Raw genomic sequence first — 26240 nt, forward strand, 5'->3', positions numbered from 1 at the left:
GAATTCTGGTTTCGTTTTCAGGTTGTGGTGTCAGATTGGGGGCATTACGGGCGCAACGGGCCCCATGCCGGGTCAGATGCCGGTCCTTGTGTCGGCACCCGGCGCAAGTTGCGCCCTGTAATGTCGACGGAAAACAGCGACGGGTCGCCGCCCTGCGCCTCTCGGGTGAACATGACGACGCGGCCATTGGGCGCCCATGTCGGCCCTTCGTCAAGAAACGACGCCGTGAGCAGGCGTTCTTCCGACCCGTCAGTGCGCATCACGCCAATATGGAACCGGCCCGCGTTTGATTTGGTGAAGGCAATCAGGTCGCCACGCGGCGACCAGACAGGTGTGGAATAGCGCCCCTGCCCGAAACTGATGCGCCGTGCTTCGCCGCCGGTGGTGGACATGACATAGATCTGGCTGGTGCCGGAACGGTCTGATTCAAACGCGATGAAGCGCCCGTCCGGCGAAAAGCTGGGCGCCGTGGCAATGGCGGGCGAATTTGTCAGTTGCTGTTGCTGGCCGTTGCGCAGGTCCATAAGATACAGGTCCGTGTTGCCGCCCCGCGCCAAGGAATAGACCAGCGATTGCCCGTCTGGCGCAAAGCGCGGCGAGAATGTCATCGCGCCTGGCTGGTCGCCCACCATCTGGCGTTGCCCGCTGGCAAGGTTCAGCACCACAATGCGCGGGCTGCCGGATTCGTAGCTGGTATACACCACGCGGTCCCCTGTGGGCGACATGCGCGGTGCAATGACAAGGGCGCGCCCGTCTGTCAGGTATTCAACAGTCTCGCCGTCCTGATCCATGATCGCAAGGCGCTTGGTGCGGTTGCCGCGTGGGCCGGATTCGGCCACGAACACCACACGGCTGTCGAAATAGCCATCCTCGCCGGTGATGCGGCTATAGACGGCATCGGACACTTTATGGGCCATACGCCGCCAGTCATTGACTGTGCCTGCAAATTGCAGCCCCTGGCCCAGTTGCTGCCCGGACACCACGTCATAGACGCGGAACTTCACATTCATCCGGTTGCCTGAAACCGACACGGCCCCTGTGATCAGGGCCTGAACATTGATGGCGCGCCAATCCGCAAAGCCAATCCCAGCGTCAAAACTGGTAATGCGCGCGATATGGGCCTGGGGGGGCACTTCGCGGAACAATCCGGTATTGGTCAGGTTCGCGGCCACCACGCGCGCCAATCCGTCAGTATATCTTGTGCCGCCGCTGTCTTCGGCCACGAAAGCGGGAACCGCAATCGGCATCGGGTCAATCACGCCTTCGGTAATCTGAAGTCGCAGGGGTTGCGCCTGAACCGGCGCAGGATTGGCAAACACCGTGGCCAGCGTCAGGGCAATCAGGGGCAGAATCTGGAAAAACCGTCTCATCTGAGTCTCATGCCTTCGGGGTTGAATGTGATTTCTATATCACGCCATGCGTCATATTGCTCGGGGGGCAGGCCGTAACCATCGCCAGCACAGCGGATGATTGCGCGCCGGGCCACCTCGAATGCCTGATTCACCGCCGCTTCCGACCCGCCAGAGGACCCGACAACGCGGATTGTGCCCTGTTCGGGCAGTGCTGACGGGGTCATTGAAAACCCGACTGTGACCGTCACCTGCAGCGCTTCGGACGACAGCGCAACGATATTCCAGCATTGCTGGATTGCCAGACGCAGCGCATCGGCCTGACTGGAAGACAGGCCCGTGCTGACCGGGCCGGGGGCCGCGCTTTCGGCCAATGCAGCGGCCAACGCATCATTGATGGCATCCGCAGGCGGCGCTGCGGGTTCGGGGTCAGGCTGGGGCTGGGGGGCGGGTGTCGGGGCTGTTGCGGTTTGCGCAGGTTCAGGTGCGGGCGCAGGACGGTCCGGCCGCGGGCGCGGGCGCTGGCTGATATTCGGCGCTGCTGCTGCGCGTTCGGTGGAACTGTCATCGGTTTCGGTTGCCTCGGTCACGATTTCAGTCGTGGCTTCGGGCGGGGCGGTTTCGGGTTGGTCCTGCAACGGGGTGGATTGATCTTCACCCCGATCGGGTGTCGCGGCCGGTTGCGCGGCCAGATCGGTCTGGGCGTCTTCGGGCGGGGCCTCGGTCGGGACGGGGGCCACGCGGTCCACAGGGCGCGGACGCGGGCGCTGACTGGCCCCCGGTGTGGTTTGCGGCGAAAAGATTACCCCCGTTGACGGGGCCGCAGGTTCCGGCTGCGGCTGCGGTGCGGGTTGCGGTTCCGGCTGCGGTGCGGGTTCCGGGGATAGCGGTGCGGGCGGCGTGATGTCCGGCTGCGGCGCAGGTTCGGGCTCCGGTGTCGGTCTGGGTTGGGGCGCGGGGGCCGGTGCCGGTGCCGGGGGGGCGCTGGCAGGTGCGGACAGGGCGGCGAATTCCTCGGCGGAAATCAGCGCGACATCGGTTACCGGAATGCTGTTTGCACGGTCGGGGGCCTGAAACAGGTCAAACAGCATAACCCAGGCGATCAGCGCGATATGCGCCACCCCCGAGACTTTCTGCCCCGTGTCCAACCGTGATATGATGTCTACAGCGACTGCCATGTGCCAGACCGGCTTTCTCAGATCAGTTTGGCTGCCCGTCGAAGCGCGGGCCGCCTTGTTCGGTCACCAGACCGATATTGTTGAACCCCCCCGAATTCAGCGCCCCCATCACCTGAACAACCCGTTCATAGGGAATCGCCCCGTCCGCGCGCAGATATACGCGGTTGTCACGCCGTTCGGCGGCGATGGCGCGCAATTGCGGGATCAGGTCGTTCAGGCTGACTTCGGTGGACATGATGGTTACAGTGCCATCATTGCCAAGCGTGACAGATAGCGGTTCTTCCTGTTCGGCAGGCAAGGCGCCCGCCGATGTGCGCGGCAATTCCACAGGCACACCCACTGTTAGCATGGGGGCTGCGACCATGAAGATGATCAGCAACACCAGCATCACATCGACAAACGGGGTCACGTTGATTTCGGACATGCGCGCGGCCCCGCCGCGGCGCCTGCGCCGCCCCGTCCCGCCGCCTTTTTTCAGGAATTGCGCGCCCATGGATCAGGCTGCGTCCATCTGGCGCGACAGGATTGTGTTGAATTCATCCGCGAAGGCTTCGTATCCGGAAATGATTTCGTCAGAATCATCGGTCAGCTTGTTGTAGAAGATCGTCGCGGGAATAGCGGCCAGCAGGCCCAGACCAGTTGCCAGAAGCGCTTCGGCAATACCGGGGGCGACAACAGCCAGATTGGTGGATTGCGCCAGCGCGATTTCTTCAAACGCGTGTTTGATCCCCCAGACCGTGCCAAACAGCCCGATGAAGGGCGATGCAGACCCTACGGAGGCCAGAAACGTCAGTCCCTGCGTCAGTTCGCGTGATTCCTTGCTGATGGCCACATCCATGGACCGGTCGATGCGCGACACGGCGCCGGGAATAAGCGCCCCGTCGGCGCGGTGCGAGCGGCGCCATTCGGTCATACCGGCGGCAAACACCCGCTGCGGCGATGTGGCGGGCGCAGGACCGATCTGGTCATATAATTCGTCCAGCGGTTCGCCCGACCAGAAGGCGGCTTCGAATTCCTCGGCTTCGGCGCGGGCCCGCCGGTAGCGGATGTGTTTTTGAACGATGATGCCCCATGACCAGAAAGAGGCCAGGATCAGGCTGATCATCACCAATTGCACCGTCAGTGTGGCGCGCGCAAATAACGCAACCAAAGAGAAATCTATCTCCTGCGTCATGCTCAGAGTTTGTGGGTCCATTGTCTGCTCACTCAAAATGCGCCGCTTCTTGGGCGGCTTGCTTTGACGCAAAGCATACAGGAATAAAAGCGCCTTACCAACACAAGCGCGTTATACCTTGGGTTTATATTGTAATAATTTCGCTCAAACTGGCAAGCAACCGCGCAGGAAGCGGTTGTGGGCGGCCTGTATCGGCCAGACATACCAGCGTGACCTGTGCTTCAAACAGCAGCTTGCCCGCACGCAGCACGCCTTGGCGCAATTCCAGCCGCGCGCCGGAATGGGACACATAATCTGTTGTGACATCCAGCAGGTCATCGAAACGGGCCGGGGCGTGGTAATCTGCCACCACGCGGCGCACGGCGAAAACGCCGCCGCCAGTGGCCTTAAGCTGCGCCTGATCGATGCCCAGTTCGCGCACCCATTCCGAACGCGCGCGTTCGATGAATTTCAGATAATTCGCGTAATAGACAATACCCGCAAGGTCAGTGTCCTCGTAATATACACGAATCGTGATGGAATGCGTCATGCCGCAGGACCCCCATGCCCGCAGGCGTCACCTTGTTGCCGCCCAGTCGCGGGGCGCACGCAAGAAGCTTTCCACTGCATCCAGCGTTTCAGTGTCGAAATCCCCGCCACGGCGCGCTTCTGCCAGAACGTCCCACCATGTGCACAGGTAGTGCAGCTTGACACCATGTTCGGCAAGGCGGGGTTCGGTTTCGGGGAAAATACCGTAATAGAAAATCACCGCCGTATGGGCACATTCCGCGCCTGTTTCACGGATGGCGTCTACGAAACTTAGCTTTGATCCGCCATCGGTTGTCAGGTCTTCGACCAGCAGCACACGCTGCCCCGCGCTCATCGCGCCCTCGATCCGGGCATTGCGCCCGTAGCCTTTGGGTTTCTTGCGCACATAGGTCATGGGAAGCGCCATACGTTCCGCCACCAGTGCGGCAAAAGGAATGCCCGCGGTTTCGCCGCCCGCAACATTGTCAAACGCCTCAAAGCCCGCATCTTCCAGCACACGGCAGGTCAGAAAATCCATCAGCGCGCTGCGGATGCGCGCAAAGCTGATCAGCTTGCGGCAGTCAATATAGGTGGGGGCCTGCAACCCGCTGGCAAAGGTGAAAGGGTCGCGCGCGTTGAAATGCACGGCCTTGATGTCCAGCAACATGCGCGCGGTCATGCGCGCAACAGTCTGGCGGTCAGGGAAACTGGAAGGAATCATATGCGTGCCTTATTCTGCGACCCGCCAGAACAGCGGGAAACCGGGGTCAAAGACCGTGACCGGCCCGGTGCCGGTGTCGATCCTGGCGGGATAGGTGACGGGGCTTTCGCGGCGTTCCAGCGTCAATGTGGTGTCATTGACGGGCAGGCCATAAAAGGCCGGACCATGGCGCGACACAAACCCTTCCAGCTTGTCCAATGCGCCCGCATCCTCGAACACATGGGCCAGAATGGACATGGTGTTTGTCGCGGTGAAACAGCCCGCGCAGCCGCAGGCCGATTCCTTGGCGTCATCGGTATGGGGGGCACTGTCGGTACCAAGGAAAAACCGCGCATCCCCTGATGTGGCAGCGCCCACCAGCGCCAGACGGTGGGTTTCGCGTTTGGCCACGGGCAGGCAGTAATAATGCGGCTTGATCCCGCCCACCAGAATATGGTTGCGGTTGATGACCAGATGATGGGTTGTGATCGTCGCGCCCAGATTTTCCGGCTGGCTTTGGACATAGGCCACAGCATCGGCAGTGGTGATATGTTCCATCACCACGCGCAATTGCGGTGTCGCGCGGCGGATGGGGTCCAGCACGCGGTCAATAAACACGGCTTCGCGGTCAAAAATATCGATGGCGGGGTCGGTCACCTCTCCATGGGTCAGCAAGGGAATTCCGGCCTGCGCCATGGCGTCCAGCACAGGGCGCACGCGGTCGAAATTCTGCACACCGGAGGCGGAATTCGTGGTGGCCCCGGCCGGATACAGCTTGACCGCCGTGATGATGCCCGCAGCATGCGCGGCAACCACATCTGCGGGGTCGGTGTCTTCGGTCAGATACAACGTCATCAGGGGCGTGAACCCCCCGCCCGTCACATCCAGAATGCGCGTCCGGTAGGCGCTGGCCTGTGCGCCAGTCACCACAGGCGGCACCAGATTGGGCATGATGATGGCGCGCGCAAAATGGCGCGCAGTTTCGGGGGCCACGGCCTGCAACATTGCGCCATCGCGCAAATGAAGATGCCAGTCATCAGGGCGGGGTATGGTCAATATGTGCTGCATGCGTGATCCCTAGCCAAAACCCGCCCGCAGTTCCAGCCCGAATACGCCAGAGCCTGCAGGATTTTGCACATCTGCCCAAAGGCCGTCATTTCATGCGCGCGAAAGCTGTTTTTCCGCCCTTGCCAGATATTTGCGCAGCTTGCGGCTGTCGGATTGGGCCAGCGCGTGGCGCGCGGCCGTCACCGTCCGCGCGGGATGGCTGCCCTGTTTCGCGCAGCGCTTGGTCAACCGTGTCAGATAGGCCGCATCCGTGCGCCGTGCCCGCATCAGCGTGTGAAAGACCGCAGGCGTCATTTTGCCTTGGGCTGTCGCGTCAATCATGGGGTCCAATGCGCCCAGACGGGCCAGCGCGGCGGCGGTGTTCTTGCCCAGATCCGGGCTGCGCAACAAGGTTACGAAGGGGCGTCGAAACAATGTGGCATGCATCAGGTCCAGCGGTTGTGCCGGGTCATGGACAATAAACGCGTTGCGCCCCCCGTCCAGCATGGCAGGCGCAAAGCCGAAACGGCTGCGGAAATCCAGCCGCCGCGCCCCCATGAAGCGCCGGTCCCAGCCTGCCAAGGTGGGATCAAGTGTGGCCTGCGGGGCAATCGCCAGCACTGTGGCCCCCGCCGCCGCCAGACTGTAGGCGCAGGCGGCATACCCGCACATGCCTTCGCCGTAAAACAGCACGCGGCGAAAATTCTCGAAAAAGCCGGAATCGATCTGGGCATCGAAATAATCGTATATTTCAGGGTCGCGGAACCAGCGGGGCTGACGGGCCAGAATGCTCAGGCTGGACCAGCCGCGCGCCTGCGCATGTGTAAACCCCATGGGCCGGTGGTCGGGTTGGCGCGCGCGAATGGTCGCAATGCTTTCAAACGTGACCAGCAAGGTGTCGCCCGCATCGGCATAGAGCGCGGCATGATCCGCCCCCAGCGGGGTGAATCCGCCCGCCACGGGGTCCAGCTCATCCCCGATTTCGTCAAGACGCGCCAGCCACTCTGCCTCGGTTGTGGCGCTTGTCAGGTCAATATCGGCACCAATACCCGTGTTTTGCGCGGTTTGAGCCACCGGGGCATCAAGAAGCTGCAGGTCGTCTTGAATGTTGCCGGACATGGTTAATTTTCCCCGAATGACTGATTGCGCCCAATACACACGACGATAGGCGAAAAGCCATGCCTTCAAAACCCCTTGTATGGCGTTCACGCGCATGTTGATGCAGCGGCTTTGTCAGCGGCGCGTTGCGGTGGCAACAATCCTGTGTGCATGTGTCGATTGCGTGATGCGTGGAAACAAAAGCGCCGTCAGGCCGCAGGCTGTATTTTCGGCAATATCTGCATTGCAGCTTTGGCGCACGCGCAATAGGGTAGGGTAATATTGATCTGGCGCGTCGGTGTTGTGCCACATGCGCGACGCTGCGCAGGGATCGTACTTTTTTATTGTATCCTTTTGCAAATTAAGACTTGTTGCGTTGGCCGGGCTGCGGCAATGACGCCTTCCGGCAGCTATGCCGGAATGGCAGTCTGGTCTTGCTGGCGCAAAACCCGACTGTAGACGGACCTGAACGGGAGGATCTATGAGGCAACAGGATATGCCTTGGCGTGCCCTGCGCCAGTTTGGCCAGCGCCTGCTATGTGGTGTAGCGGCCCTTGGTGTGGTGTGGGCAACGCCGCATGTGGCTTATGGCGAACCACTGCCGGGTAGCGCCCAGCCACAGTTCCAGCGCGCGTTCAACAGCTGGCTGGACGATGACGAAGCGCAGGCCATTCCGGCACTGGCAGGCCTGGCGCAGGATGGGAACGGGGCTGCGCGCGCGTTGTTGGGACTGATCGACAAGACATCGGCCTTGCAAGGGCCGTGGATCACTGCTTTGTCGCGGGCAGACCGCATTTTGGCTTTGCGCGCGCCCGGTGGTCTGTCAGGCCGCAACTGGATGACGCTTGCCGCGCCCGACAGCGCTTATGCGCGGCTTTGGACACTTCTATGGCAACTGGATGGCGGGCTGGAGATTGCGCAAGCCTTCGTCGCGCTGGACGATCCGCGCGCGGTAAACGAAGCGCTGGTCACCCTTGCCAGCCGTCGGGAAGGCGGGTTTCCCGCTGATGTGCTGGGTGCTGACTGGTTCCCTGCGTCGCTGTCCTATCTTGTTGAAGGCTGGCCGGATGTGGCAGGCGCTGCCGGTGCCCCCCATCCCGGCGACCCGCAACAGCGCATGGCCGGTCACGCCATCAATGACGGTGACCTAATGGATTGGTTGGCCCAATCCGCGCTGGCCGTGCCGTTGCGTCAGGTCTGCGCTGTGGAATGCCCCGATCAACCGGCGGCCTGCAGTCTGGCGTTGTATCAGGGGTTGGGCAGCTACCCTGCGCTGGCAGTGACGGGCAGCCCGGTTGCGCAACTGGTCCCAACCGAGGATTTCTTCAAAACGCCGCGCGGGCGGGCCAGCCTTGCACGGCGCATCATGTTGATGCGGTCGGCACGCATGCGCGAAGCGGACCTTGTGCGGCTGGGCGATGTCAGCAGTTGCGCGTCGGAGTGGTTGCGTGGCGAATACGGGCGCTATGCCTATTCCTTACCCACAGTGCCCTTACCCGTCGATTAACGCATTCGGCCCCCAATGCCGCCCCTGACATGTCACCGGCTAATGGGCGGCGGGGTCAGGGTGCGCGCACTGTGCCCGCGCGCGCGGCAGCAAGGGCACGGGCAAGGGCACAAAACCCTTCCAGCCCGATTTCTTCGGCACGGGCTGTGGGGGCAATGCCCACCTGTTGCAGCAAATCCTCAATCTGCGGGTGCAGGCCGCGCAACGCTGCGCGCAGCATTTTGCGCCGCTGGTTGAACGCCGCCGCGACCAGCGTTTCCAGAATGCGCGCATCTGCCGCAAAACGCGGTTCCGCCAGCCGCGTGATATGCACGACTGCGGAACTGACCTTGGGCGGGGGCGTAAACGCTTCGGGCGGCAGGTGCAGAACCACCCGCGCATCAGCGCGCCATTGCACCATCAACGCCAGCCGCCCGTATGCCTTGGACCCGGGGCGCGCGACAATGCGTTCGGCCACTTCGCGCTGAAACATCAATGTCAGACTGTCCCAGAAGGGCGGCCATTGAACAGGTGTCATCCAGCGGATCAACAGTTCGGTGCCCACATTATAGGGCAGATTGGCCACCACCTTGACCGGCGGGGTCAGGTGCGCCAGCGCGTCCACCGCCAGCGCGTCCCCTTCAATGACCTGCAACCGGCCCGGATAGGCCCCCGCGATTTCCCCCAGCGCGGGCAGGCAGCGGGGGTCTTTTTCAATGGCCAGCACCTTGCGCGCCCCTTCGGCCAGCAACCCGCGCGTCAACCCGCCGGGGCCGGGGCCAACTTCCAGAATGTCGCAGTTTTGCAGATCACCGGCCGCGCGCGCAATCCGCGCGGTCAGGTTCAGGTCCAGCAGAAAATTCTGACCAAAGCTTTTCTTGGCGCGCAGATCATGGGTGCGGATCACATCGCGCAAGGGGGGCAGGGCGTCGATCATGCAGCCCGCCTTTCGGCCATGGACTGCGCCATGCGCAACGCTGCAATCAGCGATGTGGGGTCGGCCTTGTCCTGACCGGCAATGTTATAGGCGGTGCCATGGTCAGGCGATGTGCGGATGAAGGGCAGGCCCAGTGTCACATTCACGCCGCCTGCGAAATCAATCGTCTTGATGGGGATCAGCGCCTGATCATGATACATGGCAATCGCCGCGTCATATTGCGCGCGCGCGCTTGCATGAAACATTGTATCGGCCGACAGGGGGCCTGAAATCACCATGCCCTGCGCGCGCAGCCGGTCCAGAACAGGGGTAATCACAGTGATTTCCTGTTGGCCCATAGTGCCGCTTTCACCCGCATGCGGGTTCAGGCCCGCCACCGCCAGCCGTGGGGCTTTGATCCCGAAATCGCGTATCAGGGCATCATGGGTGACGCGCAGGCAGCGCTCCAGCAGGTCTTGCGTCAGTGTGGCGGGAACGTCCGACAGCGGAATATGGATGGTGACGGGAACAACGCGCAGCGCCTCGCAGGCCAGCATCATCACCACATCGCCGCCGCCTGCCAGATCGGCCAGAAATTCCGTATGGCCGGGAAAGGCAAATCCCGCGCCAGCCTTCAGCGCGGCCTTGTTGATAGGGCAGGTTACCAGCCCGCTGGCCGCGCCAGCGCGGACCAACGCCACCCCTTGGCGTATGGCGTCCACCACGCCGGGCGCATTGGCGGGGTCCGGCTGTCCCGGTTGGGCCTGTGCCGCGAAGCTGACTTCCAGCACCGGGAACTTACGACCCGCCATCTGTTCCGGCGCGCTGACCCGTTCGAATTCCGTGCCTTCGGGCAAATGGCGCGGATCACCCAGCCACACGAACGGACAGCTTGCGCCCGTGGCGTGCCACGCCTTCAGGGCGATTTCCGGCCCGATCCCCGAAGGGTCGCCGCAACTCATGACCAATGGTGCCAACCCCATGCGCGTGCCCGTCCTTTTTCCAAAGCCTGCCTTCCCTACCGCTTGGCGGGGCAGTAGGGCAAGCCCATCCCTTGGCCCTATTGCCCGGTTTTATCCGGGCGCGCGGTCAAGGCGGCCTTAGCGCCCCTTCCATATCCAGCCGCCCCCAAGGACACGGCTGCCCTCGGGCGCGTAGAACACGCAGGCCTGACCGGGGCTTATGCCTTCTTCGGGGGTCAGCAGCTCGACCTCGGCTTCGGTGTCGGACAGGGGGCGGATGATTGCGGGCGCGGGCGGGCGCGTTGAGCGCAGCTTGACGGACATTTCCCATTCCGCCTGTTCGGTAAACGGGCGGTCCCCCAACCAGTTGATTTCGCGCACCGGCACTGTGCGGGTGGCCAGCGCCGCTTTTGGCCCGACGATCACGCGCCGCGCGTCCGGGTCCAGTTTCACCACATAAAGCGGATCGGCCAGCCCGCCGATGCCCAATCCCCGCCGCTGCCCGATTGTGTAGTGGATCACACCATTATGCTGGCCCAGCACTGTGCCTTGCATGTCCACAATCTCGCCGGGGTCTGCCGCGCCGGGGCGCAGTTTTTCAATGACGGCGGCATAATTGCCATCGGGCACAAAACAGATGTCCTGACTGTCGGGCTTGTCGGCCACGCTTAGCCCGTGGCGCACGGCCAGCGCGCGGGTTTCCGCCTTGGTGCGCAAATGCCCAAGCGGGAAGCGCAGATAGTCCAGTTGTTCGGGCGTGGTTGAAAACAGAAAATAGCTTTGGTCGCGCACGGGGTCTGCGGCGCGGTGCAGTTCCGCGCCGAATTCGCCTTGCATCCGTTGGATGTAATGCCCTGTGGCCATGCAATCCGCGCCCAGATCGCGCGCGGTGTCCAGCAGGTCGCGGAACTTGACCCGTTCATTGCAGCGGATACAGGGAACCGGCGTGGCACCCGCCAGATAGGCATCGGCGAATTCATCAATCACCGAGTCGCGGAATTTGGATTCGTAGTCCAGAACATAATGTGGAAACCCCATTGCCTCGGCAACGCGGCGGGCATCATGAATGTCGCGGCCCGCGCAGCACGCGCCTTTTTTGGCCAAGGCGGCGCCGTGGTCATAAAGTTGCAATGTCACGCCAACAACGTCATACCCTTCGGCCGCAAGTTCCGCGGCCACCACAGAACTGTCGACCCCGCCCGACATGGCGACGACAACGCGCGTTTGTGCAGGGGGCTTGGCAAAGCCCAGGGAATTCAGGGGCGGGTCAAAGGGCATTGGGGGTATCTCCGGCAGGGTCCGGGCAAAATATAAGAAAATGCAATGTATTCTCAAGGGGGCGTGGGCAAGTTCGTAAACCCGCAATTAAGACTGTAGCGCGATTATTCCAGCAAAAGAACAAGCGGAATAGGGGTTCGCATGTATATCAAAAAGGTCGAGGGGCCGCGCGCAGTGACATTGCCGGATGGCCGGGTTCTGACATTGGCCGATCTGCCCCCGGCCAATACCCGTCGTTGGGTCGCCAGTCGAAAGGCGCTTGTGGTGTTGGCCGTGCAGTACGGTTTGATGGCCCGCAAAACGATTCTGGAGCGCTATGACCTCAGCGATGAGGAGTTCGATTTGTGGGAAACTGCGGTGTCCCAACACGGTGTTGACGCATTGAAGGTGACAAGCTTGCAAAAGTATCGACAACCATAGGTTGTTGGTGTTATTTTTCAGTATCGGTAACAGAGAATTAACGAATTTCTATAAATGTGGTGAAAGCTGCGACAAAAGGAGAACCTCATGCGCGTTTTGCTCGTTGAAGACGATCCCACCACATCAAGAAGTATCGAATTGATGCTAACACATTCAAATTTTAATGTATATTGCACGGATATGGGGGAAGAAGCGATCGAATTGAGCAAGATTTATGATTACGATCTGATTTTGCTGGATTTGAACCTGCCCGACCTTGGTGGATTGGATGTTCTGCGCCAGATACGGCTATCCCGTGTGGATACCCCCATTTTGATTCTGACCGGCGAAACCGACACGGACACAAAATTGCGCGGCTTTGGCGGCGGGGCGGATGATTACCTGACCAAACCATTCCACCGCGAAGAACTGGTCGCGCGCATCCATGCCATTGTCAGGCGCAGTCAGGGGCATGCGCAATCGGTTATTCGCACTGGCAAGATTGCCGTTAACCTGGATGCCAAAACCGTGGAGGTGGGCGAGAAGATTGTGCACCTGACCGGCAAGGAATATCAGATGATCGAACTTCTTAGTCTGCGCAAGGGCACCACGCTGACCAAGGAAATGTTCCTCAACCACCTGTATGGCGGGATGGACGAACCGGAACTGAAGATTATTGACGTCTTTATCTGCAAATTGCGCAAGAAACTGGCCGAAGCAACCGATGGCGAAAATTATATCGAAACGGTCTGGGGCCGCGGGTATGTGCTGCGCGATCCCACAGCTTTATCCCACCCTGCACCAATCAAGGTGATGACGGCCTGAAAAGATGATTGACCTGCTTTTGCGGGTCGATCTTAGGTGCTGAATTTGCAAGCTGCATACGGGTTTTTACGCATTTTCAAAATAGGTTGACTGATTTCTTCGGGTGCGAAAATGCTGTAAGATGACAGGTTAGAACATTTCGATTGTTCCGCAAAACCGGGCAATGTTTTAATATGTTCTCCGATATGGACACGCCACATCACTGGGCGCGCCCCTCGCGTGGGCGGGCCGTGTTCGGGCTGGACCTGACGGGCGCTGCCGCCTATCACTTGCCGTGTGAAACATGACAGTCAACGCGCGGGGGAAGGGCAGTGTCCAGCACATCAGACATGGGTGATTTTCAGACTGTCGCCATATCCAGCCTGACACAACAGCAGGCACAACAGGAACTGGCCCGTCTGGCAGATATTCTGAACCGCGCGGGCGCAGCCTATCACCGTGACGATGCGCCCCTTATGCCGGATGCGGAGTATGACGCTTTGCGCAGGCGCAATGCGCAGATCGAACGGCGCTTTCCCGAATTGGTCCGCCAGGACAGCCCCGAAGCCAGCATTGGCGCAGCCCCCGCCGCTGGATTTGGCAAAATACGCCATGTGCGGCGCATGTTGTCGCTGGCAAATGCATTCTCGACTGAGGATGTGGAAGATTTTGTCACCGGCATTCGCAGGTTTCTGGGCCTTGGCGCTGACGCACCGCTTGCCTTCACGGCAGAACCCAAGATTGACGGCTTGTCCCTGTCCCTGCGCTATGAGCGGGGCGCGCTGGTCCATGCTGCCACGCGCGGCGACGGTGAAACCGGCGAAGATGTAACAGCGAATGCCCGCACCCTGCCGGACATTCCCGCCCACCTGCCGGATTGTCCTGAAATTCTTGAAATACGCGGCGAGGTTTACATGACCCATGGTGATTTCGCAGCCCTCAACACACGGCAACGCGAAACCAAGGGCAAGGTGTTCGCCAACCCGCGCAATGCCGCCGCCGGGTCCTTGCGCCAGTTGGATGCGCAGATTACGCGCGCCCGCCCGCTGCGGTTTTTCGCCTATTCCTGGGGCGAGACATCGCAGGCTTTGGCGGACACGCAAATCGGCGCGATCGAACGGCTGGCCCAGCTGGGCTTTTGCACCAACCCGCAAACCCGTTTGTGCCAGTCCGTTGCGGAAATGATTGCGGTTTACGCCGCCATCGAATCACAACGCGCCAGTCTGGGCTATGACATTGACGGGGTTGTTTACAAGCTTAACGATCTGGCCCTGCAAGACAGGCTTGGGGTGCGCTCCACAACGCCACGATGGGCGATTGCGCATAAATTCCCCGCAGAACGCGCCTGGACGCGGTTGGAGGCGATTGAAATTCAGGTTGGCCGCACCGGGGCCTTGTCGCCTGTGGCACGGCTGGCCCCTGTGACTGTGGGCGGGGTGGTTGTGTCCAACGCCACGCTGCATAACGAAGATTACATCATGGGCCGTGATTCGCGCGGCCAGCCGCTTCGGGATGGACGTGATATTCGCGTGGGCGACTGGGTTGAGGTGTATCGCGCAGGCGATGTGATTCCCAAAATCCGAGATGTGGACCTAAGCCGCCGTGCGGGCACCGCGCCCGCCTATGTGTTCCCCGAAACCTGCCCTGAATGCGGCAGCCCTGCGATTCGGGAACCCGGTGATTCGGTGCGCAGATGCACAGGCGGCATGATCTGCCCGGCGCAGGCTGTGGAGCGGCTGAAGCATTTTGTCAGCCGCGCCGCGTTTGATATTGAAGGGTTGGGCGCAAAGCAGGTCGAAAGCTTCTGGCGTGATGGCTGGATCGCCACGCCAAAGGACATTTTCACCCTGAAGGACCGCTTCGGTCCCGGCCAACCGCGCCAGTTGAAAAACCGCGAAGGCTGGGGCGACAAATCGGCGGCCAACTTGTTCACTGCCATTGACGAAAAACGCGTGATTCCGCTGGCGCGATTCATTTTCTCCTTGGGAATTCGGCATGTGGGCGAAGCCACAGCCAGTATGCTGGCGGGCCATTATGGCAGCTGGGACGCGCTTCGCGCAGCGCTGCACGACGCCCAGGACCCAGAAAGCGCGGCCTATCTTGACCTGCTGTCCATCGATGGCGTGGGCGAGGTGCTGGCAACATCGCTGATCACGGGGGTGGTGGCCGAAGTTGCGGAAATTGACGCATTGGCGGGCCTGTTAACCATCACCCCCCCCGAGGCGCGTGCCAGTGACAGCCCCATCGCGGGCAAGACGCTGGTGTTTACCGGCACATTGGAAAAAATGACCCGCGCCGAGGCAAAGGCCCGCGCCGAAGGGTTGGGCGCGAAGGTGGCGGGGTCCGTTTCGGCCAAGACAGATTTGCTGATCGCCGGGCCGGGCGCGGGGTCCAAGGCCAAAAAGGCCGCCGATCTGGGCGTTCAGGTCGTGGACGAGGATGGCTGGCTTGCCATGATCGGCGCGCTCTGACATGTCGGCGCGCCCTGAAATTCTGTTCCCGCTTTTTGCGGAACTGGAAACCCTTGACGGAATTGGCCCCAAAACATCCAGAAATTTCGCGGCGCTGAATGTGCAAACCCCGCGCGATGTGCTGTTTCATCTGCCCCATGCGCTTGTTGACCGGACGCGGCGCGCCACGATCCGGGGCATGGACTATCCCGGTATTGCCACAGTTGACGTGACCGTCCTGACCCATCAGCCGCCCTCCGGGCGGGGCCGCCCGCACCGGGTTCATGTCCGCGATGATGCGCAGGATTTCCAGCTGGTGTTCTTCCATGCGCGGGGCGAGTATTTGCAAAAGCTTCTGCCTGCCGGGCAGCGGCGTTTGGTGTCGGGCAAGCTGGAATTGTTCGACGGTATTGCGCAAATGGTGCATCCGGATCATGTGCTGCATCCCGATGACGCGCAGAACCTGCCTGCGGCGGAACCTGTCTATGCCCTGTGTGCCGGTGTCACGCAGAAACTGCTGATCAAGGCAACACAGGCCGCGCTGGCCCGCGCGCCGCAACTGGCCGAATGGATTGATCCTGCCCTTCTTGCGCGCGAGGGGTGGCCGGACTGGCACAGCGCAATTGTTGCCGCGCACAGTCCCGCCGCGCTGGCCGATGTCCTGCCATCTGCCCCGGCGCGTCTGCGGTTGGCCTATGACGAATTTTTCGCCCATCAGTTGACGCTGGCACTGGCGCGCGCGCGCCAAAGGCGCAAGGCCGGGCGCGTCAGTGTGGGCGATGGCCGGTTGCAAAACCGTGTTCTGGCGGGGTTGGAGTATGCGCCCACGGGTGCACAACGCCGCGCCGTTGCTGAAATCGCGGCGGATATGGCCGCGCCTGTGCGCATGAACCGCCTGCTGCAGGGCGATGTCGGCGCGGGCAAGACGCTTGTCGCGCTGATGGCGCTTCTGGTCGCGGTCGAGGCTGGCGGGCAGGGCGTCATGATGGCCCCAACCGAGATACTGGCACGCCAGCATCTGGAAAGCCTGCAGCCGTTGGCGCAAATCGCCGGTGTGCGGCTGGACATTCTGACGGGGCGCGACAAAGCGTCGGAGCGTGCGCAAAAGCTTGCTGCACTGGCCGAGGGGCGAATTCAAATTCTGGTGGGCACGCATGCGGTCTTTCAAAAAGGCGTAGATTTCGCGGATCTGCGCCTTGCGGTTGTCGATGAACAGCACCGTTTCGGTGTCGCGCAGCGTGCAGCCCTTGCTGCCAAGGGGGCGGGCGCGGATGTGCTGGTCATGACCGCAACACCCATCCCGCGCTCGCTGGCGCTGGCGCAATACGGCGACATGGATGTATCGGTGCTGGATGAAAAACCACCGGGGCGCAAGCCGGTCCAGACCGCGCTTGTGTCAACCGCGCGCATGGATGAAGTGGTGGCCCATCTGCGTCAGGCCATGGCAGAAGGGCGACAGGCCTATTGGGTTTGTCCCTTGGTCGAGGAGTCGGAGCTGGTGCATCTGACCGCCGCGCAATCACGGTTTGAGCATTTGCGCGCGGCGTTGGGCGACGGGGTTGTGGGGCTGGTGCATGGCCAGTTGCCCCCCACCGAAAAAGACGCGGCCATGGCCGATTTCGTGGCCGGGCGCACCAAGCTTCTGGTGGCGACCACTGTAATTGAGGTGGGGGTGAATGTGCCCAATGCCTCGATCATGGTGATTGAACGCGCCGAGAGTTTTGGGCTGGCGCAGCTTCATCAGTTGCGCGGGCGGGTGGGGCGCGGCAGTGCGGCGTCAACATGCCTGCTGATGTATGAAGCCCCGCTGGGCGACACCGCCGCGCGGCGCCTGAAATTGCTGCGCGACACCGAAGACGGGTTTCGCATTGCCGAAGAAGATATGGCAATTCGCGGCGCAGGTGATCTGATCGGCACTGCGCAATCGGGCCTGCCCCGGTTTCGCGTGGCCGATCTGGAACGTCAGGCGGCGTTGATGGCCATTGCGCAAACGGATGTGCGCAAATTGCTGAGTGATGACCCCGACTTGCGCAGCCCGCGCGGGCAGGCCGCACGAACGGCCCTTTGGCTGATGGAGCAGGACAAGGCGATCAAATACCTTTCTGTGGGATGATGTTCTAATTTTGTTCTTGACAGGTTGTGGAACAAATGCGAACAAATCATTAACACAGCAGAGGGAGGGTGTCATGTTCCGCTTTCAGTTCCAATCTGACCGCCATGGGTTTTGGCAGGATCTGGCCGGGGGTATTGCCTTGGCGGTGCTGGTTCTTGCCACGCTTCATCTGCCGCTTTTTGCCTGAACTGCCTGCGGGTCAGTCCGCCGCGCGACCAGTGCACCGTCCCGTGCCGATCGCGTTTCCTGACCCTGACTGCCGCCGCCATGGTTTGCCCATGTGCGGCGGTTTTTTATGCGTTGTGCGTTTGCCAAAACGCGATGCGCCCTCTATCTGGGGGGGCAGGGCAATGAAGGGGCTGGGCAATGACGCAATTGAATATCATCGGCGGTGGAATGGCCGGATCAGAGGCCGCATGGCAGGCCGCCCAACTGGGCGTGCAGGTGGTTATTCATGAAATGCGCCCGCAAACCGGCACATTCGCGCATCAGACCGACTATCTTGCGGAAATGGTGTGTTCCAATTCGTTCCGGTCGGATGATGATGAACAAAACGCCGTAGGGTTGCTGCACTGGGAAATGCGCGCGGCAGGCGGGGTTATCATGGACATGGCCGACCGCCACGCCCTGCCAGCGGGCGGCGCATTGGCGGTGGACCGCGATGCATTCGCGCGCGCGGTCACCGAAAAGCTGCTGGCCCATCCCAATATCACGCTGGCACGGGGCGAAGTGTCGGGGCTGCCGGAACAGGGACAGTGGATTATTGCCACTGGCCCGCTGACATCGGGCGCGCTGGCCGAAGCCATCGCGCAGGAAACCGGCGCGCGCGCGCTTGCGTTTTTCGATGCGATTGCGCCGATTGTCTATTTCGACACAGTTGATTTGTCCAAGGCGTGGTTTCAGTCGCGCTATGACAAAGGCGACACCGAGGAGGAGCGCACAGCCTATCTGAATTGCCCCATGGACCGCGACCAGTATGAAGCGTTCATCGATGCGCTGCTGGCTGCGGACAAGACCGAATTCCATGAAGGCGAGACTGCGCAGTATTTTGACGGCTGCCTGCCCATTGAGGTAATGGCAGAACGCGGCCGCGAAACCTTGCGCCATGGCCCTATGAAACCCGTGGGCCTGACAAACCCGCATGCGCCCGACAAGAAACCCTATGCGGTTGTGCAACTGCGCCGCGATAATGCATTGGGCACACTTTACAATATCGTGGGGTTCCAGACCAAGATGAAATATGGCGCGCAAACAACTGTTTTCAAAATGATCCCCGGCCTTGAGGACGCATCCTTTGCGCGGCTTGGCGGAATTCATCGCAACACATTTCTGAATTCGCCCAGTTTGCTGGATGACCAGTTGCGGTTGCGCTCGCGCCCGAATATCCGTTTTGCAGGCCAGATAACGGGCGTGGAAGGGTATGTTGAATCCGCCGCAATGGGCTTGTTGGCGGGGCGTTTGGCGGCGGCGGAATTGCTGGGCCGCAGCCTTGATGCCCCCCCGCGCGACACCGCGATGGGGGCCTTGGTGCATCACATCACGGGTGGGGCCGAAGCGAAGACTTTTCAGCCGATGAATGTGAATTTCGGCCTGTTCCCCCCGATTGACGCCAAGGGCGGGCGGCGCGGGCGGCGCGACCGGTACAAGGCCTATACAGACCGCGCGAAACTGGCATTTTCCGCGTGGCTGGCAGACCAGAAGCGCGATGCAGCCTGACGGCCACATCACGCGCTTTGCCCCGTCGCCCACGGGTCCGTTGCATCTGGGGCATGCCTATTCGGCGCTGATTGCCGCGTCGCGTGGCCGGTCCGGGCAGTTTTTGCTGCGGATTGAAGATATTGACCAGACCCGATGCACCCCCGCATTCGAGGCGCAAATCTACGATGACCTGCGCTGGCTGGGGTTGGATTGGCCGAAGCCTGTCATGCGCCAGTCAGACCGGATGCCCGCCTATCATGCGGCCTTGCGCAAACTGGACGGGTTGGGGGTGCTGTACCCGTGCCGCTGCACCCGTGGCGATATTCGCGCTGCCCTTTCTGCCCCTCAAGAAGGGGCCGCCGTCATTGGCCCTGATGGCGTTGTGTATCCCGGCACCTGTCGCGGGCGTGCAATGGCGGATGCGGGCGCGGCGGATGCGCTGCGGCTGGACATGCGCCGCGCGCTTTCGCTGGTTGGGTCTGTCGGGTTTATGGAAAACGGTCCGTTACATGGTGGCCATCACCGGCTTGATGGGGACCTTATGATTGCCAATATCGGCGACGTGGTGCTGTCGCGCCGTGATATGGGCACCAGCTACCACTTGTCGGTTGTGGTCGATGACGCTGCCCAAGGCATTACCGAAGTCACCCGTGGCGCAGATCTTTTTGACGCGACCGCCATTCACGCGCTACTTCAGGCATTGCTTGAACTTCCGCGCCCAAGCTATTGGCACCATGATCTTATTCGTGACAACAGCGGCAAGCGTCTGGCCAAACGTGACGATGCGCGCGCGCTGTCCACCTACCGTGCCGCAGGGGCCAGCCCCGCCGATATTCGCGCGATGGTTAATCTGTAAGCGGCTTCATCAATTCGGTTTCCGAACCATCGCGCACAGCGGTATAGAAACAGCTTTTGCGGTTGGTGTGGCAGGCCGGTCCTGTTTGTTCGACCATCACCAACAGGCAATCGCGGTCGCAATCCAGCCGGAAATCCACCAGTTTTTGCACATGCCCTGATGTTTCGCCCTTGATCCAAAAAGATTGCCGCGAACGTGACCAATAGGTAACGCGCCGGGTTTCCAGCGTTTTTGCGACAGCTTCCGCATTCATCCATGCCATCATCAACACTTGCCCGGTGTCATGATCCTGCGCGATCACGGGGATAAGTCCCTTTTCATCATAGCAGAGGGTTTGCGGATCGAATATCATGAGCTATGTCCTGTGTTGGGCGGTCAAGGCATAGCCTGACACAACACAAAGGAAAACCCGTCTTGAGCGACAATGCCGACCTGATAAAACTGTATTCCGGCCGTATTCTGGCGCTGGCCACTGATATTGCGCATCATGCGCGACTGGACAGCCCCCAAGCCAGCGTGAAGCGCCGCTCGCCGCTATGCGGGTCAACAGTGACGGTGGATCTGGATCTTGACGGCGGGCGCGTCAGCCGTTTCGGGCAGGATGTGAAAGCCTGCGCGCTGGGACAGGCGGCTGCGGCCATTCTGGGACAGGTGGTTCTGGGGCGCAGTGCGCCGGAACTTCTGCGCGCGCGCGATCAGTTGCGCGCCATGCTGCAACAGGACGGGCCAGTGCCCGACGCCCCATTCGAGGGGTTTGAAGTGCTGTTGCCCGCGCGCGACTACCGCAATCGCCATGCGTCTATTCTGCTGGCGATCGAGGCGGCTGCCGAAGCGGCGCAAAGCCTTGACGCAGGGGCGCAGAACGCCCCTTGACCTTGGGGCTGGCACAGCGCACAGGATTGGGGTTTTCGATCAGAAAGGCCCCCTGATGACTGACCTGACCTTGCGCGATGCCACCCCCCAGGATGCCGCCAGTATCTGCGCAATCTGGAACCCGATTATTCGCGATACAGTCATCACCTTCAACCCCGTGGAACGCAGCCCCGCTGAGATTGCAGCGATGATTCGTGACCGTCAGGGGGCAGGGCATGCGTTCTTGCTGGCGCAGTCGGGGGGGCAGGTTCTGGGATTTGCCAGTTATGCGCAGTTTCGCGGTGGTCTGGGCTATGCGCGCTGCATGGAGCACACGATCAACCTGCAGGATGCAGCGCGCGGCAAGGGGGCAGGGCGCGCGTTGCTGCTGGCGCTGGAAGATCATGCACGCCGTGCGGGCAACCATGTCATGGTGGGCGCTGTCACCGCGTCCAATACCGCAAGTGTCGCGTTTCATGCGGCACTGGGCTATGCCACGGTTGGCACCATGCCCCAGGTTGGCTGGAAATTCGGGCAGTTTCATGATTTGGTGCTGATGCAAAAAATTCTGTGACTTGCGGCGTTTCGCCTGCTGCAATTCCCCCGATCCCCTGATAGCTTTTTAACATGTCGATCTGGATACGCATCGCCGAGGCGCTGAAAGCGCTGCGTCAGGGTGAAAGCCTTAGCGCGGTGTTTGATCGTTTGCGCAGTGCCCCTGAACGCAGTGTTGCCTTTACTATTGCGGTCATCGCGTTGGGGGCGAAGCTGGCCAAGGCTGACGGTCAGGTGACTCGCGGCGAAGTGGCAGCCTTCCGGCGGGTGTTTATCATTGCCCCCGAAGAAGAAGCCAACGCCGCGCGCGTGTTCAATCTGGCGCGGCAGGATGTGGCGGGGTTTGACCTGTACGCACGCAAGATTGCAGCCATGTTCCCGCCGCGCGATCCGGTGTTGATGGACATTATGGAAGGGTTGTTCGAAGTGGCCATGTCTGATGGCAGTTTCCACCCTGCCGAAGAACAGTTCCTGTCACAAGTCGCGCAGATATTCGGCCTGTCGGGGCGGTGCTTTCGGTGCCTGCGCGCGCGGTTTGTGGGCGATGTCGACCCTGACCCCTATGATGTGCTTGAAGTGACCCAGGATGCGCCGCTGGAACATATCCAGCGTGTTTACCGTCAGGCGGTGCGCGATACCCACCCTGACCGTATGGCCGCGCGCGGTGTTCCCCCCGAGGCTGTGAAGCTGGCTGAACACCGGCTGCGCGACCTGAACCGCGCATGGGAAGAAATCCAGTCCAGCCGCGCGGCCTAGAGTCACGCCACCAGCACCTGATCCGAGCAGGGGGGGATATCGGGTCAGGGGAGTTTTGGCCTGAAGCAGTCGCCCAAGGCGCGGAGCAAAGGCCGCAGGCCGCCGCGCCATCGGCGGGCCGCCCCGCGGCCTGCCGATGACCCAAGGTTACCTCAAGCCTTTGAAGTCAGGAATATTCCGCCTGGATAAAGTGCATTCCTAAAACGTCGGATCGGCAGACCCCGGCCCGCCGATGGCGCGGGCTTTGTCCAAGGGCGAAGGGCAGCTTAAGGCCACACTCCACCCGCCTTGCGCGCGTGCCGTGCATTTGCGCGTGAAAGCGGCGCGCGCGTATCATCAACGCTGGCTGCAATGCAGCGGATGGGCTATTGTTCCACAATGCGCCCAAACTTGATCATAGCGGTTTGCCTATGTCTGGCCTTTGCCCTGCCAGCTGTGGCCGATAACCCTGACACGCCGCCAGACACCGCACAGCCAGACAGTTTTTCCAGCCTGCTGGACCGGATGCTGCGCGGATTTATGGACAATATCGATCCACATTTGCGCCAGATGGACCGCGATATGCAGGCATTGGAACCGGATTTGCGCCGACTGTTGGGCCAGTTGCGCGACATGGTGGATTATCACGCGCCCGAAATCCTGCCAAATGGGGATATTTTGATCCGGCGCAGACAGGCCGCGCCGGATGGGGATGGCAATAATCAGCCAGCATCCCCGGACCCTGACGCGGACGCCCCCCCGGCCCTGGAGCTGTAATTGCGCCGCACCCGCACTTTGGCTTCTGCGTCCAGTTGCTGTGCGAATGACTGGAAGCGTTGCTGTGCGACTTCGGTGAACAGGGCCTGCATGTCGCGTTCCAGCACCAGTTCCAGCACATGTTTTTTCGGGAAATAGCGCAATTCACCCGCGTTTTCCGGCCCGTCCATTGAAAACATTGACCCAAAACGCAGCGCGCGCCCCAGCATCTTGGCCTCTGCAAGGTCCTTGGCGGGCAGCAGGCCCGCAATTTCCTTGATGCGCGGGCGCATGCCGTTGGTTTTGTAGCGATACATCAACGCAATGCCCAGATATACGCGCCCTGTATGGTCCAGCCCGCCCAGATTGGCGCGTGTCGATGTGTCAAAACACGCATCGGCGCGGTAATCAGGATGCGCGCGCCAATTCACATCATGCAGCAAACAGGCCGCGCGGATCAGGCGCAGGCGGTCATCATTGCGGTTGCGATACAGTGGCAGCAGGAAATTATACAGTTTCTTGCCAAAACCCGGCAGGCGCGCGCTGGAATGTTCCATGAAATGGCACGCTTCGATCAGCGGGTCGCGCGCGCGTAGGTCTTGTGGCATTTGTTCATACAAAATGCCTTCGCGTATGCCATAGCTGGAAATGCAGATCACTTGCGGGCTGAACACATGCACCAGCTGGCGCAGCACCTGTGCAGCCAGCGGCACAAGGGACATGCGCTCGGTGGAAATGCCGGTGCGGGCGCGCAGGTCGGCCATGTCCTGTTCTGCAATCCAGTCGATGGTTTTGCGCACGGATTTGGGTGTCATGGTGTATTCGTGCAGCACCTTCAGCGGGTAGCCGCGCCGTTCCATGTCCAGCCGCGCGATGGCCCGCCAAGACCCCCCCACCAGATACAGCGCATCATGGTGGTTTCCCACCTGATCGCGCAAGGATTTCAGGACTGTGCCGATATGCTGGCGCAAGCCCTTCTTGCCGCCTGCCACCTGTTGCAGCCGGAACGGGCCCAGCGGGGATGTTACGGTCTGGTGCACCTGCCGGTCGCCAATGACGGCCAGTTCCATGGATGACCCGCCAATGTCGCACACCAGCCCCTTCGCTTCGGGCCAGCCTGTCAGCACGCCTTGCGCTGACAGGCGCGCTTCTTCCGCGCCATCAATAACGCGCATGCGCACCCCGGTTTCCTGTTCGATCAGCGCCTGAAATTCGGGGCCGTCATCGGCTTCGCGCATGGCGGCGGTGGCAACCATGGTCAGGTTTGTCATGGCCATGCCGCGCGTCAGCAGGGCAAAGCGCTTGATGGTGGCAAGGGCGCGGTCGCGCCCCTGTGGGTTCAGCCGGCCCGTGGTGACCAGCCCCTTGCCCAAACCGCACAGCACCTTTTCATTGAAGAAATACGCAGGCGAACGGGCGGCGCCATCAAACACCACCAACCGGACAGAGTTTGACCCCACATCGATAACACCCACTTGTGACAGCGCGCGGGCAGAGGGGTCGGTGAAAACAGGGTTATCGAAAAATCCCGCTTTGGCGGGGGGGGCGTCGTCCGTTTCCGGGACGCGCGAATTGCCATCCATGCGGCAGCTCCTGTCTGGCACAATCTGGGCGTAGTTTACCTGACTGACGGGCGCGCGGTCAATCATACAGATCGCGGACGCGCGGTCGGGCTGTGCAGCCCCTACCACTTGGGGACGGGATGGGTCATAACAGGGGGCGCGCGCGCCGATTCCCCGCGCGCCAGACACGCCGACCGCGCCCCGCCGCCAGACACCGAATTGAGAGAGAGCATGCACGACATCCGCGCCATCCGTGAAAACCCAGCCGCCTTTGATGCCGCCTTCGCCCGTCGCGGGATGGCGGCACAGTCAGGCCGTATTCTGGAGATTGATCAGGCACGCCGTGCGGCCATTTCTGCGGTGGAAACGGCCAAGGCCGCACAAAACGCTGCATCAAAACAGGTGGGTGCGGCCAAGGCCAAGGGGGATGAGGGCGAATTTGAACGCCTGCGCGCGCTTGTTGCCGAAAAGAAGGCAGAAATCACCGCGCTGGAAGACCAGGCGCGCGTGGCCGATGCCGAACTGACGGCGCTTCTGGAAACCTTGCCCAACCTGCCCTTGGCCGATGTGCCCGATGGTGCCGATGAATCCGAGAATGTGGAGTTGAAAACATGGGGAGCACCCCGCGATTTCGATTTCCAGCCCGTGGAGCATTTCCAGATTGCGGGCATTGCCCCCAACATGGACTTTGCCACGGCGGCCAAGCTGTCTGGATCGCGTTTCGTGGTGTTGCGCGGCGCGGTGGCGCGGGTGCACCGCGCGCTGGCGCAGTTCATGACCGATTTGCATGTGGACCACCACGCCCTGACCGAGGTGAACAGCCCCGTTCTGGTGCGTGATGATGCGATGTATGGCACGGGCCAGTTGCCAAAATTTTCCGAGGACAGTTATCAAACCACCAATGGCTGGTGGCTGATCCCGACATCGGAAGTGACGCTGACCAATTTTGCCGCGGGCGAAATACTGGACGGTGCCACCCTGCCGCTGCGGTTTTGCGCGCATACGCTGTGTTTCCGGTCCGAAGCGGGCAGTGCAGGCAAGGACACCACCGGCATGTTGCGCCAGCACCAGTTCGAGAAGGTCGAAATGGTGTCGATCACTCATCCTGATGCGTCCCTTGCCGAACATGAACGTATGACCCGCTGCGCCGAGGCCGTTCTGGAAGCGCTGAACCTGCCCTACAGGCGCATTGTGCTGTGCACCGGCGATATGGGCTTTGGTGCGCAGAAAACCCATGACATTGAAGTCTGGGTGCCGGGGCAGGGCAAATACCGCGAAATTTCCAGCGTGTCGGTTTGCGGGGATTTTCAGGCGCGGCGCATGAATGCCCGTTTCCGCCCCCAAGACGGGGGCAAGCCCGAATTCGTGCATACGCTGAACGGGTCAGGCGTGGCAGTGGGGCGGTGCCTGATTGCGGTGCTGGAAAATGGTCAGACAGCAGATGGCGGGGTCGATCTGCCCGCTGCATTGCACCCCTATCTGGGTGGCAGGACGCGCATTGCACCAACAGGTGAATTGGTCTGAATGCACGCCTGATGGCGCGGGTTCATGCTGTTGCGCACTTGCATCAGTCGCGGCGCTGGTTGCGCTAGTGCAGGTTGCGCAAAAGTGGGAACCGGTTTTGTGCTTCTCGAAGCTGCAAAATCAATAATTTAGAGTATGCAGCGTGAATGCGAATGAACGCAGCATACTGTAATGCCGCGATATACGCCCTTGAATGCCCGAATTTGGCCAGTTTTGTGCTGCCAAATCAAGCGCATGTGCA

At 61.3% G+C, this 26240-nt stretch carries 25 protein-coding genes; 12 read left to right on the forward strand and 13 right to left on the reverse strand.

Annotated elements, in window-relative coordinates; translation table 11 throughout:
• Nucleotides 1–44: 44 nt before the first annotated feature.
• The 8 genes from tolB to ACTZWY_RS09935 form a co-directional block, all read right to left on the reverse strand.
• Nucleotides 45–1370, reverse strand: a complete 1326-nt coding sequence (tolB, locus tag ACTZWY_RS09900) for a Tol-Pal system beta propeller repeat protein TolB (protein ID WP_444790538.1) — start codon at nt 1368–1370, stop codon at nt 45–47.
• On the reverse strand, nt 1367–2527 hold the full coding sequence (locus tag ACTZWY_RS09905; protein ID WP_444790539.1) for a cell envelope biogenesis protein TolA: 1161 nt from the start codon (nt 2525–2527) through the stop codon (nt 1367–1369). Before ACTZWY_RS09905 ends, tolB begins: the two co-directional genes overlap by 4 nt.
• 22 nt (nt 2528–2549) lie before the next feature.
• Entirely contained in the window at nt 2550–3020 is a 471-nt protein-coding gene (gene tolR, locus ACTZWY_RS09910) for a protein TolR (protein WP_444790540.1), read from the reverse strand.
• Nucleotides 3021–3023: 3 nt separating this feature from the next.
• On the reverse strand, nt 3024–3722 hold the full coding sequence (gene tolQ / locus ACTZWY_RS09915; RefSeq protein WP_444790541.1) for a protein TolQ: 699 nt from the start codon (nt 3720–3722) through the stop codon (nt 3024–3026).
• Between the two features lie 103 nt (nt 3723–3825).
• Nucleotides 3826–4230: a tol-pal system-associated acyl-CoA thioesterase gene (ybgC, locus tag ACTZWY_RS09920; protein WP_444790542.1), complete on the reverse strand. Its 405-nt coding sequence runs from the start codon at nt 4228–4230 to the stop codon at nt 3826–3828.
• Between the two features lie 27 nt (nt 4231–4257).
• A complete protein-coding gene (locus ACTZWY_RS09925) occupies nt 4258–4929 on the reverse strand; it encodes an orotate phosphoribosyltransferase (RefSeq protein ID WP_444790543.1) in 672 nt (223 codons plus the stop codon).
• A gap of 9 nt (nt 4930–4938) precedes the next feature.
• On the reverse strand, nt 4939–5976 hold the full coding sequence (gene pyrC / locus ACTZWY_RS09930) for a dihydroorotase (RefSeq protein WP_444790544.1): 1038 nt from the start codon (nt 5974–5976) through the stop codon (nt 4939–4941).
• 90 nt (nt 5977–6066) lie between these two features.
• Nucleotides 6067–7074: a hypothetical protein gene (locus ACTZWY_RS09935; RefSeq protein WP_444790545.1), complete on the reverse strand. Its 1008-nt coding sequence runs from the start codon at nt 7072–7074 to the stop codon at nt 6067–6069.
• 475 nt (nt 7075–7549) lie between these two features.
• On the opposite strand from ACTZWY_RS09935, the gene ACTZWY_RS09940 reads away from it, so the two are divergent.
• Nucleotides 7550–8560 carry a hypothetical protein gene (locus tag ACTZWY_RS09940; RefSeq protein ID WP_444790546.1) on the forward strand — a complete coding sequence of 337 codons (1011 nt, stop codon included), beginning with the start codon at nt 7550–7552 and terminating at the stop codon, nt 8558–8560.
• A gap of 55 nt (nt 8561–8615) precedes the next feature.
• Here ACTZWY_RS09940 and rsmA read toward each other — a convergent pair whose 3' ends face one another.
• The 3 genes from rsmA to mnmA form a co-directional block, all read right to left on the reverse strand.
• Nucleotides 8616–9476 carry a 16S rRNA (adenine(1518)-N(6)/adenine(1519)-N(6))-dimethyltransferase RsmA gene (gene rsmA / locus ACTZWY_RS09945; RefSeq protein ID WP_444790547.1) on the reverse strand — a complete coding sequence of 287 codons (861 nt, stop codon included), beginning with the start codon at nt 9474–9476 and terminating at the stop codon, nt 8616–8618.
• The gene (gene pdxA, locus ACTZWY_RS09950; RefSeq protein ID WP_444790548.1) at nt 9473–10438 is read right to left on the reverse strand and encodes a 4-hydroxythreonine-4-phosphate dehydrogenase PdxA; all 966 of its coding nucleotides are present in this window, start codon (nt 10436–10438) and stop codon (nt 9473–9475) included. The genes rsmA and pdxA overlap by 4 nt, the downstream gene beginning before the upstream one ends.
• A gap of 117 nt (nt 10439–10555) precedes the next feature.
• Nucleotides 10556–11695 (reverse strand): tRNA 2-thiouridine(34) synthase MnmA, encoded by a 1140-nt coding sequence (mnmA, locus tag ACTZWY_RS09955; protein WP_444790549.1) that lies wholly within the window; start codon nt 11693–11695, stop codon nt 10556–10558.
• Between the two features lie 141 nt (nt 11696–11836).
• On the opposite strand from mnmA, the gene sciP reads away from it, so the two are divergent.
• The 6 genes from sciP (at nt 11837) to gluQRS (ending at nt 20015) form a co-directional block, all read left to right on the forward strand.
• Nucleotides 11837–12115, forward strand: a complete 279-nt coding sequence (gene sciP / locus ACTZWY_RS09960; protein ID WP_444790550.1) for a CtrA inhibitor SciP — start codon at nt 11837–11839, stop codon at nt 12113–12115.
• An 87-nt stretch (nt 12116–12202) separates the two neighbouring features.
• Nucleotides 12203–12919 (forward strand): response regulator transcription factor CtrA, encoded by a 717-nt coding sequence (gene ctrA / locus ACTZWY_RS09965; RefSeq protein WP_444790551.1) that lies wholly within the window; start codon nt 12203–12205, stop codon nt 12917–12919.
• Nucleotides 12920–13248: 329 nt separating this feature from the next.
• Nucleotides 13249–15369, forward strand: coding sequence for an NAD-dependent DNA ligase LigA (gene ligA, locus ACTZWY_RS09970; protein WP_444790552.1), 2121 nt, complete (start codon nt 13249–13251; stop codon nt 15367–15369).
• A gap of 1 nt (nt 15370) precedes the next feature.
• On the forward strand, nt 15371–17461 hold the full coding sequence (gene recG, locus ACTZWY_RS09975) for an ATP-dependent DNA helicase RecG (protein WP_444790553.1): 2091 nt from the start codon (nt 15371–15373) through the stop codon (nt 17459–17461).
• 366 nt (nt 17462–17827) lie between these two features.
• Nucleotides 17828–19177 carry a methylenetetrahydrofolate--tRNA-(uracil(54)-C(5))-methyltransferase (FADH(2)-oxidizing) TrmFO gene (trmFO, locus tag ACTZWY_RS09980; protein WP_444790554.1) on the forward strand — a complete coding sequence of 450 codons (1350 nt, stop codon included), beginning with the start codon at nt 17828–17830 and terminating at the stop codon, nt 19175–19177.
• The gene (gene gluQRS / locus ACTZWY_RS09985) at nt 19167–20015 is read left to right on the forward strand and encodes a tRNA glutamyl-Q(34) synthetase GluQRS (protein ID WP_444790555.1); all 849 of its coding nucleotides are present in this window, start codon (nt 19167–19169) and stop codon (nt 20013–20015) included. The genes trmFO and gluQRS overlap by 11 nt, the downstream gene beginning before the upstream one ends.
• Here gluQRS and hisI read toward each other — a convergent pair.
• Nucleotides 20005–20367 (reverse strand): phosphoribosyl-AMP cyclohydrolase, encoded by a 363-nt coding sequence (gene hisI / locus ACTZWY_RS09990; protein WP_444790556.1) that lies wholly within the window; start codon nt 20365–20367, stop codon nt 20005–20007. The genes gluQRS and hisI overlap by 11 nt on opposite strands.
• 62 nt (nt 20368–20429) lie before the next feature.
• On the opposite strand from hisI, the gene ACTZWY_RS09995 reads away from it, so the two are divergent.
• From ACTZWY_RS09995 to ACTZWY_RS10010, 4 genes are all read left to right on the forward strand, one after another.
• Nucleotides 20430–20888, forward strand: a complete 459-nt coding sequence (locus tag ACTZWY_RS09995) for an iron-sulfur cluster assembly scaffold protein (RefSeq protein WP_444790557.1) — start codon at nt 20430–20432, stop codon at nt 20886–20888.
• A 55-nt stretch (nt 20889–20943) separates the two neighbouring features.
• A complete protein-coding gene (locus tag ACTZWY_RS10000; protein ID WP_444790558.1) occupies nt 20944–21441 on the forward strand; it encodes a GNAT family N-acetyltransferase in 498 nt (165 codons plus the stop codon).
• A 53-nt stretch (nt 21442–21494) separates the two neighbouring features.
• Nucleotides 21495–22178 carry a TerB family tellurite resistance protein gene (locus ACTZWY_RS10005; protein WP_444790559.1) on the forward strand — a complete coding sequence of 228 codons (684 nt, stop codon included), beginning with the start codon at nt 21495–21497 and terminating at the stop codon, nt 22176–22178.
• A 390-nt stretch (nt 22179–22568) separates the two neighbouring features.
• A complete protein-coding gene (locus tag ACTZWY_RS10010) occupies nt 22569–22934 on the forward strand; it encodes an AAA+ family ATPase (RefSeq protein WP_444790560.1) in 366 nt (121 codons plus the stop codon).
• Here the strand turns inward: ACTZWY_RS10010 and ACTZWY_RS10015 are convergent.
• Nucleotides 22880–24496, reverse strand: a complete 1617-nt coding sequence (locus ACTZWY_RS10015) for a Ppx/GppA family phosphatase (RefSeq protein ID WP_444790561.1) — start codon at nt 24494–24496, stop codon at nt 22880–22882. The genes ACTZWY_RS10010 and ACTZWY_RS10015 overlap by 55 nt on opposite strands.
• A gap of 210 nt (nt 24497–24706) precedes the next feature.
• On the opposite strand from ACTZWY_RS10015, the gene serS reads away from it, so the two are divergent.
• Nucleotides 24707–25999, forward strand: a complete 1293-nt coding sequence (gene serS, locus ACTZWY_RS10020) for a serine--tRNA ligase (protein ID WP_444790562.1) — start codon at nt 24707–24709, stop codon at nt 25997–25999.
• The last annotated feature ends 241 nt before the right edge of the window (nt 26000–26240 follow it).

Source organism: Roseinatronobacter sp. NSM, assembly GCF_052379845.1.
GTDB lineage: Bacteria > Pseudomonadota > Alphaproteobacteria > Rhodobacterales > Rhodobacteraceae > Roseinatronobacter.

What these genes read in the sequence shown, in the direction of transcription:
- mnmA (WP_444790549.1), bottom strand. Translation starts at nt 11,695, where the DNA reads ATGCCCTTTGACCCGCCCCTGAATTCCCTGGGCTTTGCCAAGCCCCCT.
- tolR (WP_444790540.1), bottom strand. Translation starts at nt 3,020, where the DNA reads ATGGGCGCGCAATTCCTGAAAAAAGGCGGCGGGACGGGGCGGCGCAGG.
- ACTZWY_RS09905 (WP_444790539.1), bottom strand. Translation starts at nt 2,527, where the DNA reads ATGGCAGTCGCTGTAGACATCATATCACGGTTGGACACGGGGCAGAAA.
- ACTZWY_RS09940 (WP_444790546.1), top strand. Translation starts at nt 7,550, where the DNA reads ATGCCTTGGCGTGCCCTGCGCCAGTTTGGCCAGCGCCTGCTATGTGGT.
- trmFO (WP_444790554.1), top strand. Translation starts at nt 17,828, where the DNA reads ATGACGCAATTGAATATCATCGGCGGTGGAATGGCCGGATCAGAGGCC.
- ACTZWY_RS10000 (WP_444790558.1), top strand. Translation starts at nt 20,944, where the DNA reads ATGACTGACCTGACCTTGCGCGATGCCACCCCCCAGGATGCCGCCAGT.
- ACTZWY_RS10015 (WP_444790561.1), bottom strand. Translation starts at nt 24,496, where the DNA reads ATGGATGGCAATTCGCGCGTCCCGGAAACGGACGACGCCCCCCCCGCC.
- ACTZWY_RS09935 (WP_444790545.1), bottom strand. Translation starts at nt 7,074, where the DNA reads ATGTCCGGCAACATTCAAGACGACCTGCAGCTTCTTGATGCCCCGGTG.
- ligA (WP_444790552.1), top strand. Translation starts at nt 13,249, where the DNA reads ATGGGTGATTTTCAGACTGTCGCCATATCCAGCCTGACACAACAGCAG.
- ctrA (WP_444790551.1), top strand. Translation starts at nt 12,203, where the DNA reads ATGCGCGTTTTGCTCGTTGAAGACGATCCCACCACATCAAGAAGTATC.
- sciP (WP_444790550.1), top strand. Translation starts at nt 11,837, where the DNA reads ATGTATATCAAAAAGGTCGAGGGGCCGCGCGCAGTGACATTGCCGGAT.
- recG (WP_444790553.1), top strand. Translation starts at nt 15,371, where the DNA reads ATGTCGGCGCGCCCTGAAATTCTGTTCCCGCTTTTTGCGGAACTGGAA.
- ACTZWY_RS10005 (WP_444790559.1), top strand. Translation starts at nt 21,495, where the DNA reads ATGTCGATCTGGATACGCATCGCCGAGGCGCTGAAAGCGCTGCGTCAG.
- gluQRS (WP_444790555.1), top strand. Translation starts at nt 19,167, where the DNA reads ATGCAGCCTGACGGCCACATCACGCGCTTTGCCCCGTCGCCCACGGGT.
- ybgC (WP_444790542.1), bottom strand. Translation starts at nt 4,230, where the DNA reads ATGACGCATTCCATCACGATTCGTGTATATTACGAGGACACTGACCTT.
- pdxA (WP_444790548.1), bottom strand. Translation starts at nt 10,438, where the DNA reads ATGGGGTTGGCACCATTGGTCATGAGTTGCGGCGACCCTTCGGGGATC.
- hisI (WP_444790556.1), bottom strand. Translation starts at nt 20,367, where the DNA reads ATGATATTCGATCCGCAAACCCTCTGCTATGATGAAAAGGGACTTATC.
- serS (WP_444790562.1), top strand. Translation starts at nt 24,707, where the DNA reads ATGCACGACATCCGCGCCATCCGTGAAAACCCAGCCGCCTTTGATGCC.
- rsmA (WP_444790547.1), bottom strand. Translation starts at nt 9,476, where the DNA reads ATGATCGACGCCCTGCCCCCCTTGCGCGATGTGATCCGCACCCATGAT.
- pyrC (WP_444790544.1), bottom strand. Translation starts at nt 5,976, where the DNA reads ATGCAGCACATATTGACCATACCCCGCCCTGATGACTGGCATCTTCAT.
- tolQ (WP_444790541.1), bottom strand. Translation starts at nt 3,722, where the DNA reads ATGGACCCACAAACTCTGAGCATGACGCAGGAGATAGATTTCTCTTTG.
- ACTZWY_RS09925 (WP_444790543.1), bottom strand. Translation starts at nt 4,929, where the DNA reads ATGATTCCTTCCAGTTTCCCTGACCGCCAGACTGTTGCGCGCATGACC.
- tolB (WP_444790538.1), bottom strand. Translation starts at nt 1,370, where the DNA reads ATGAGACGGTTTTTCCAGATTCTGCCCCTGATTGCCCTGACGCTGGCC.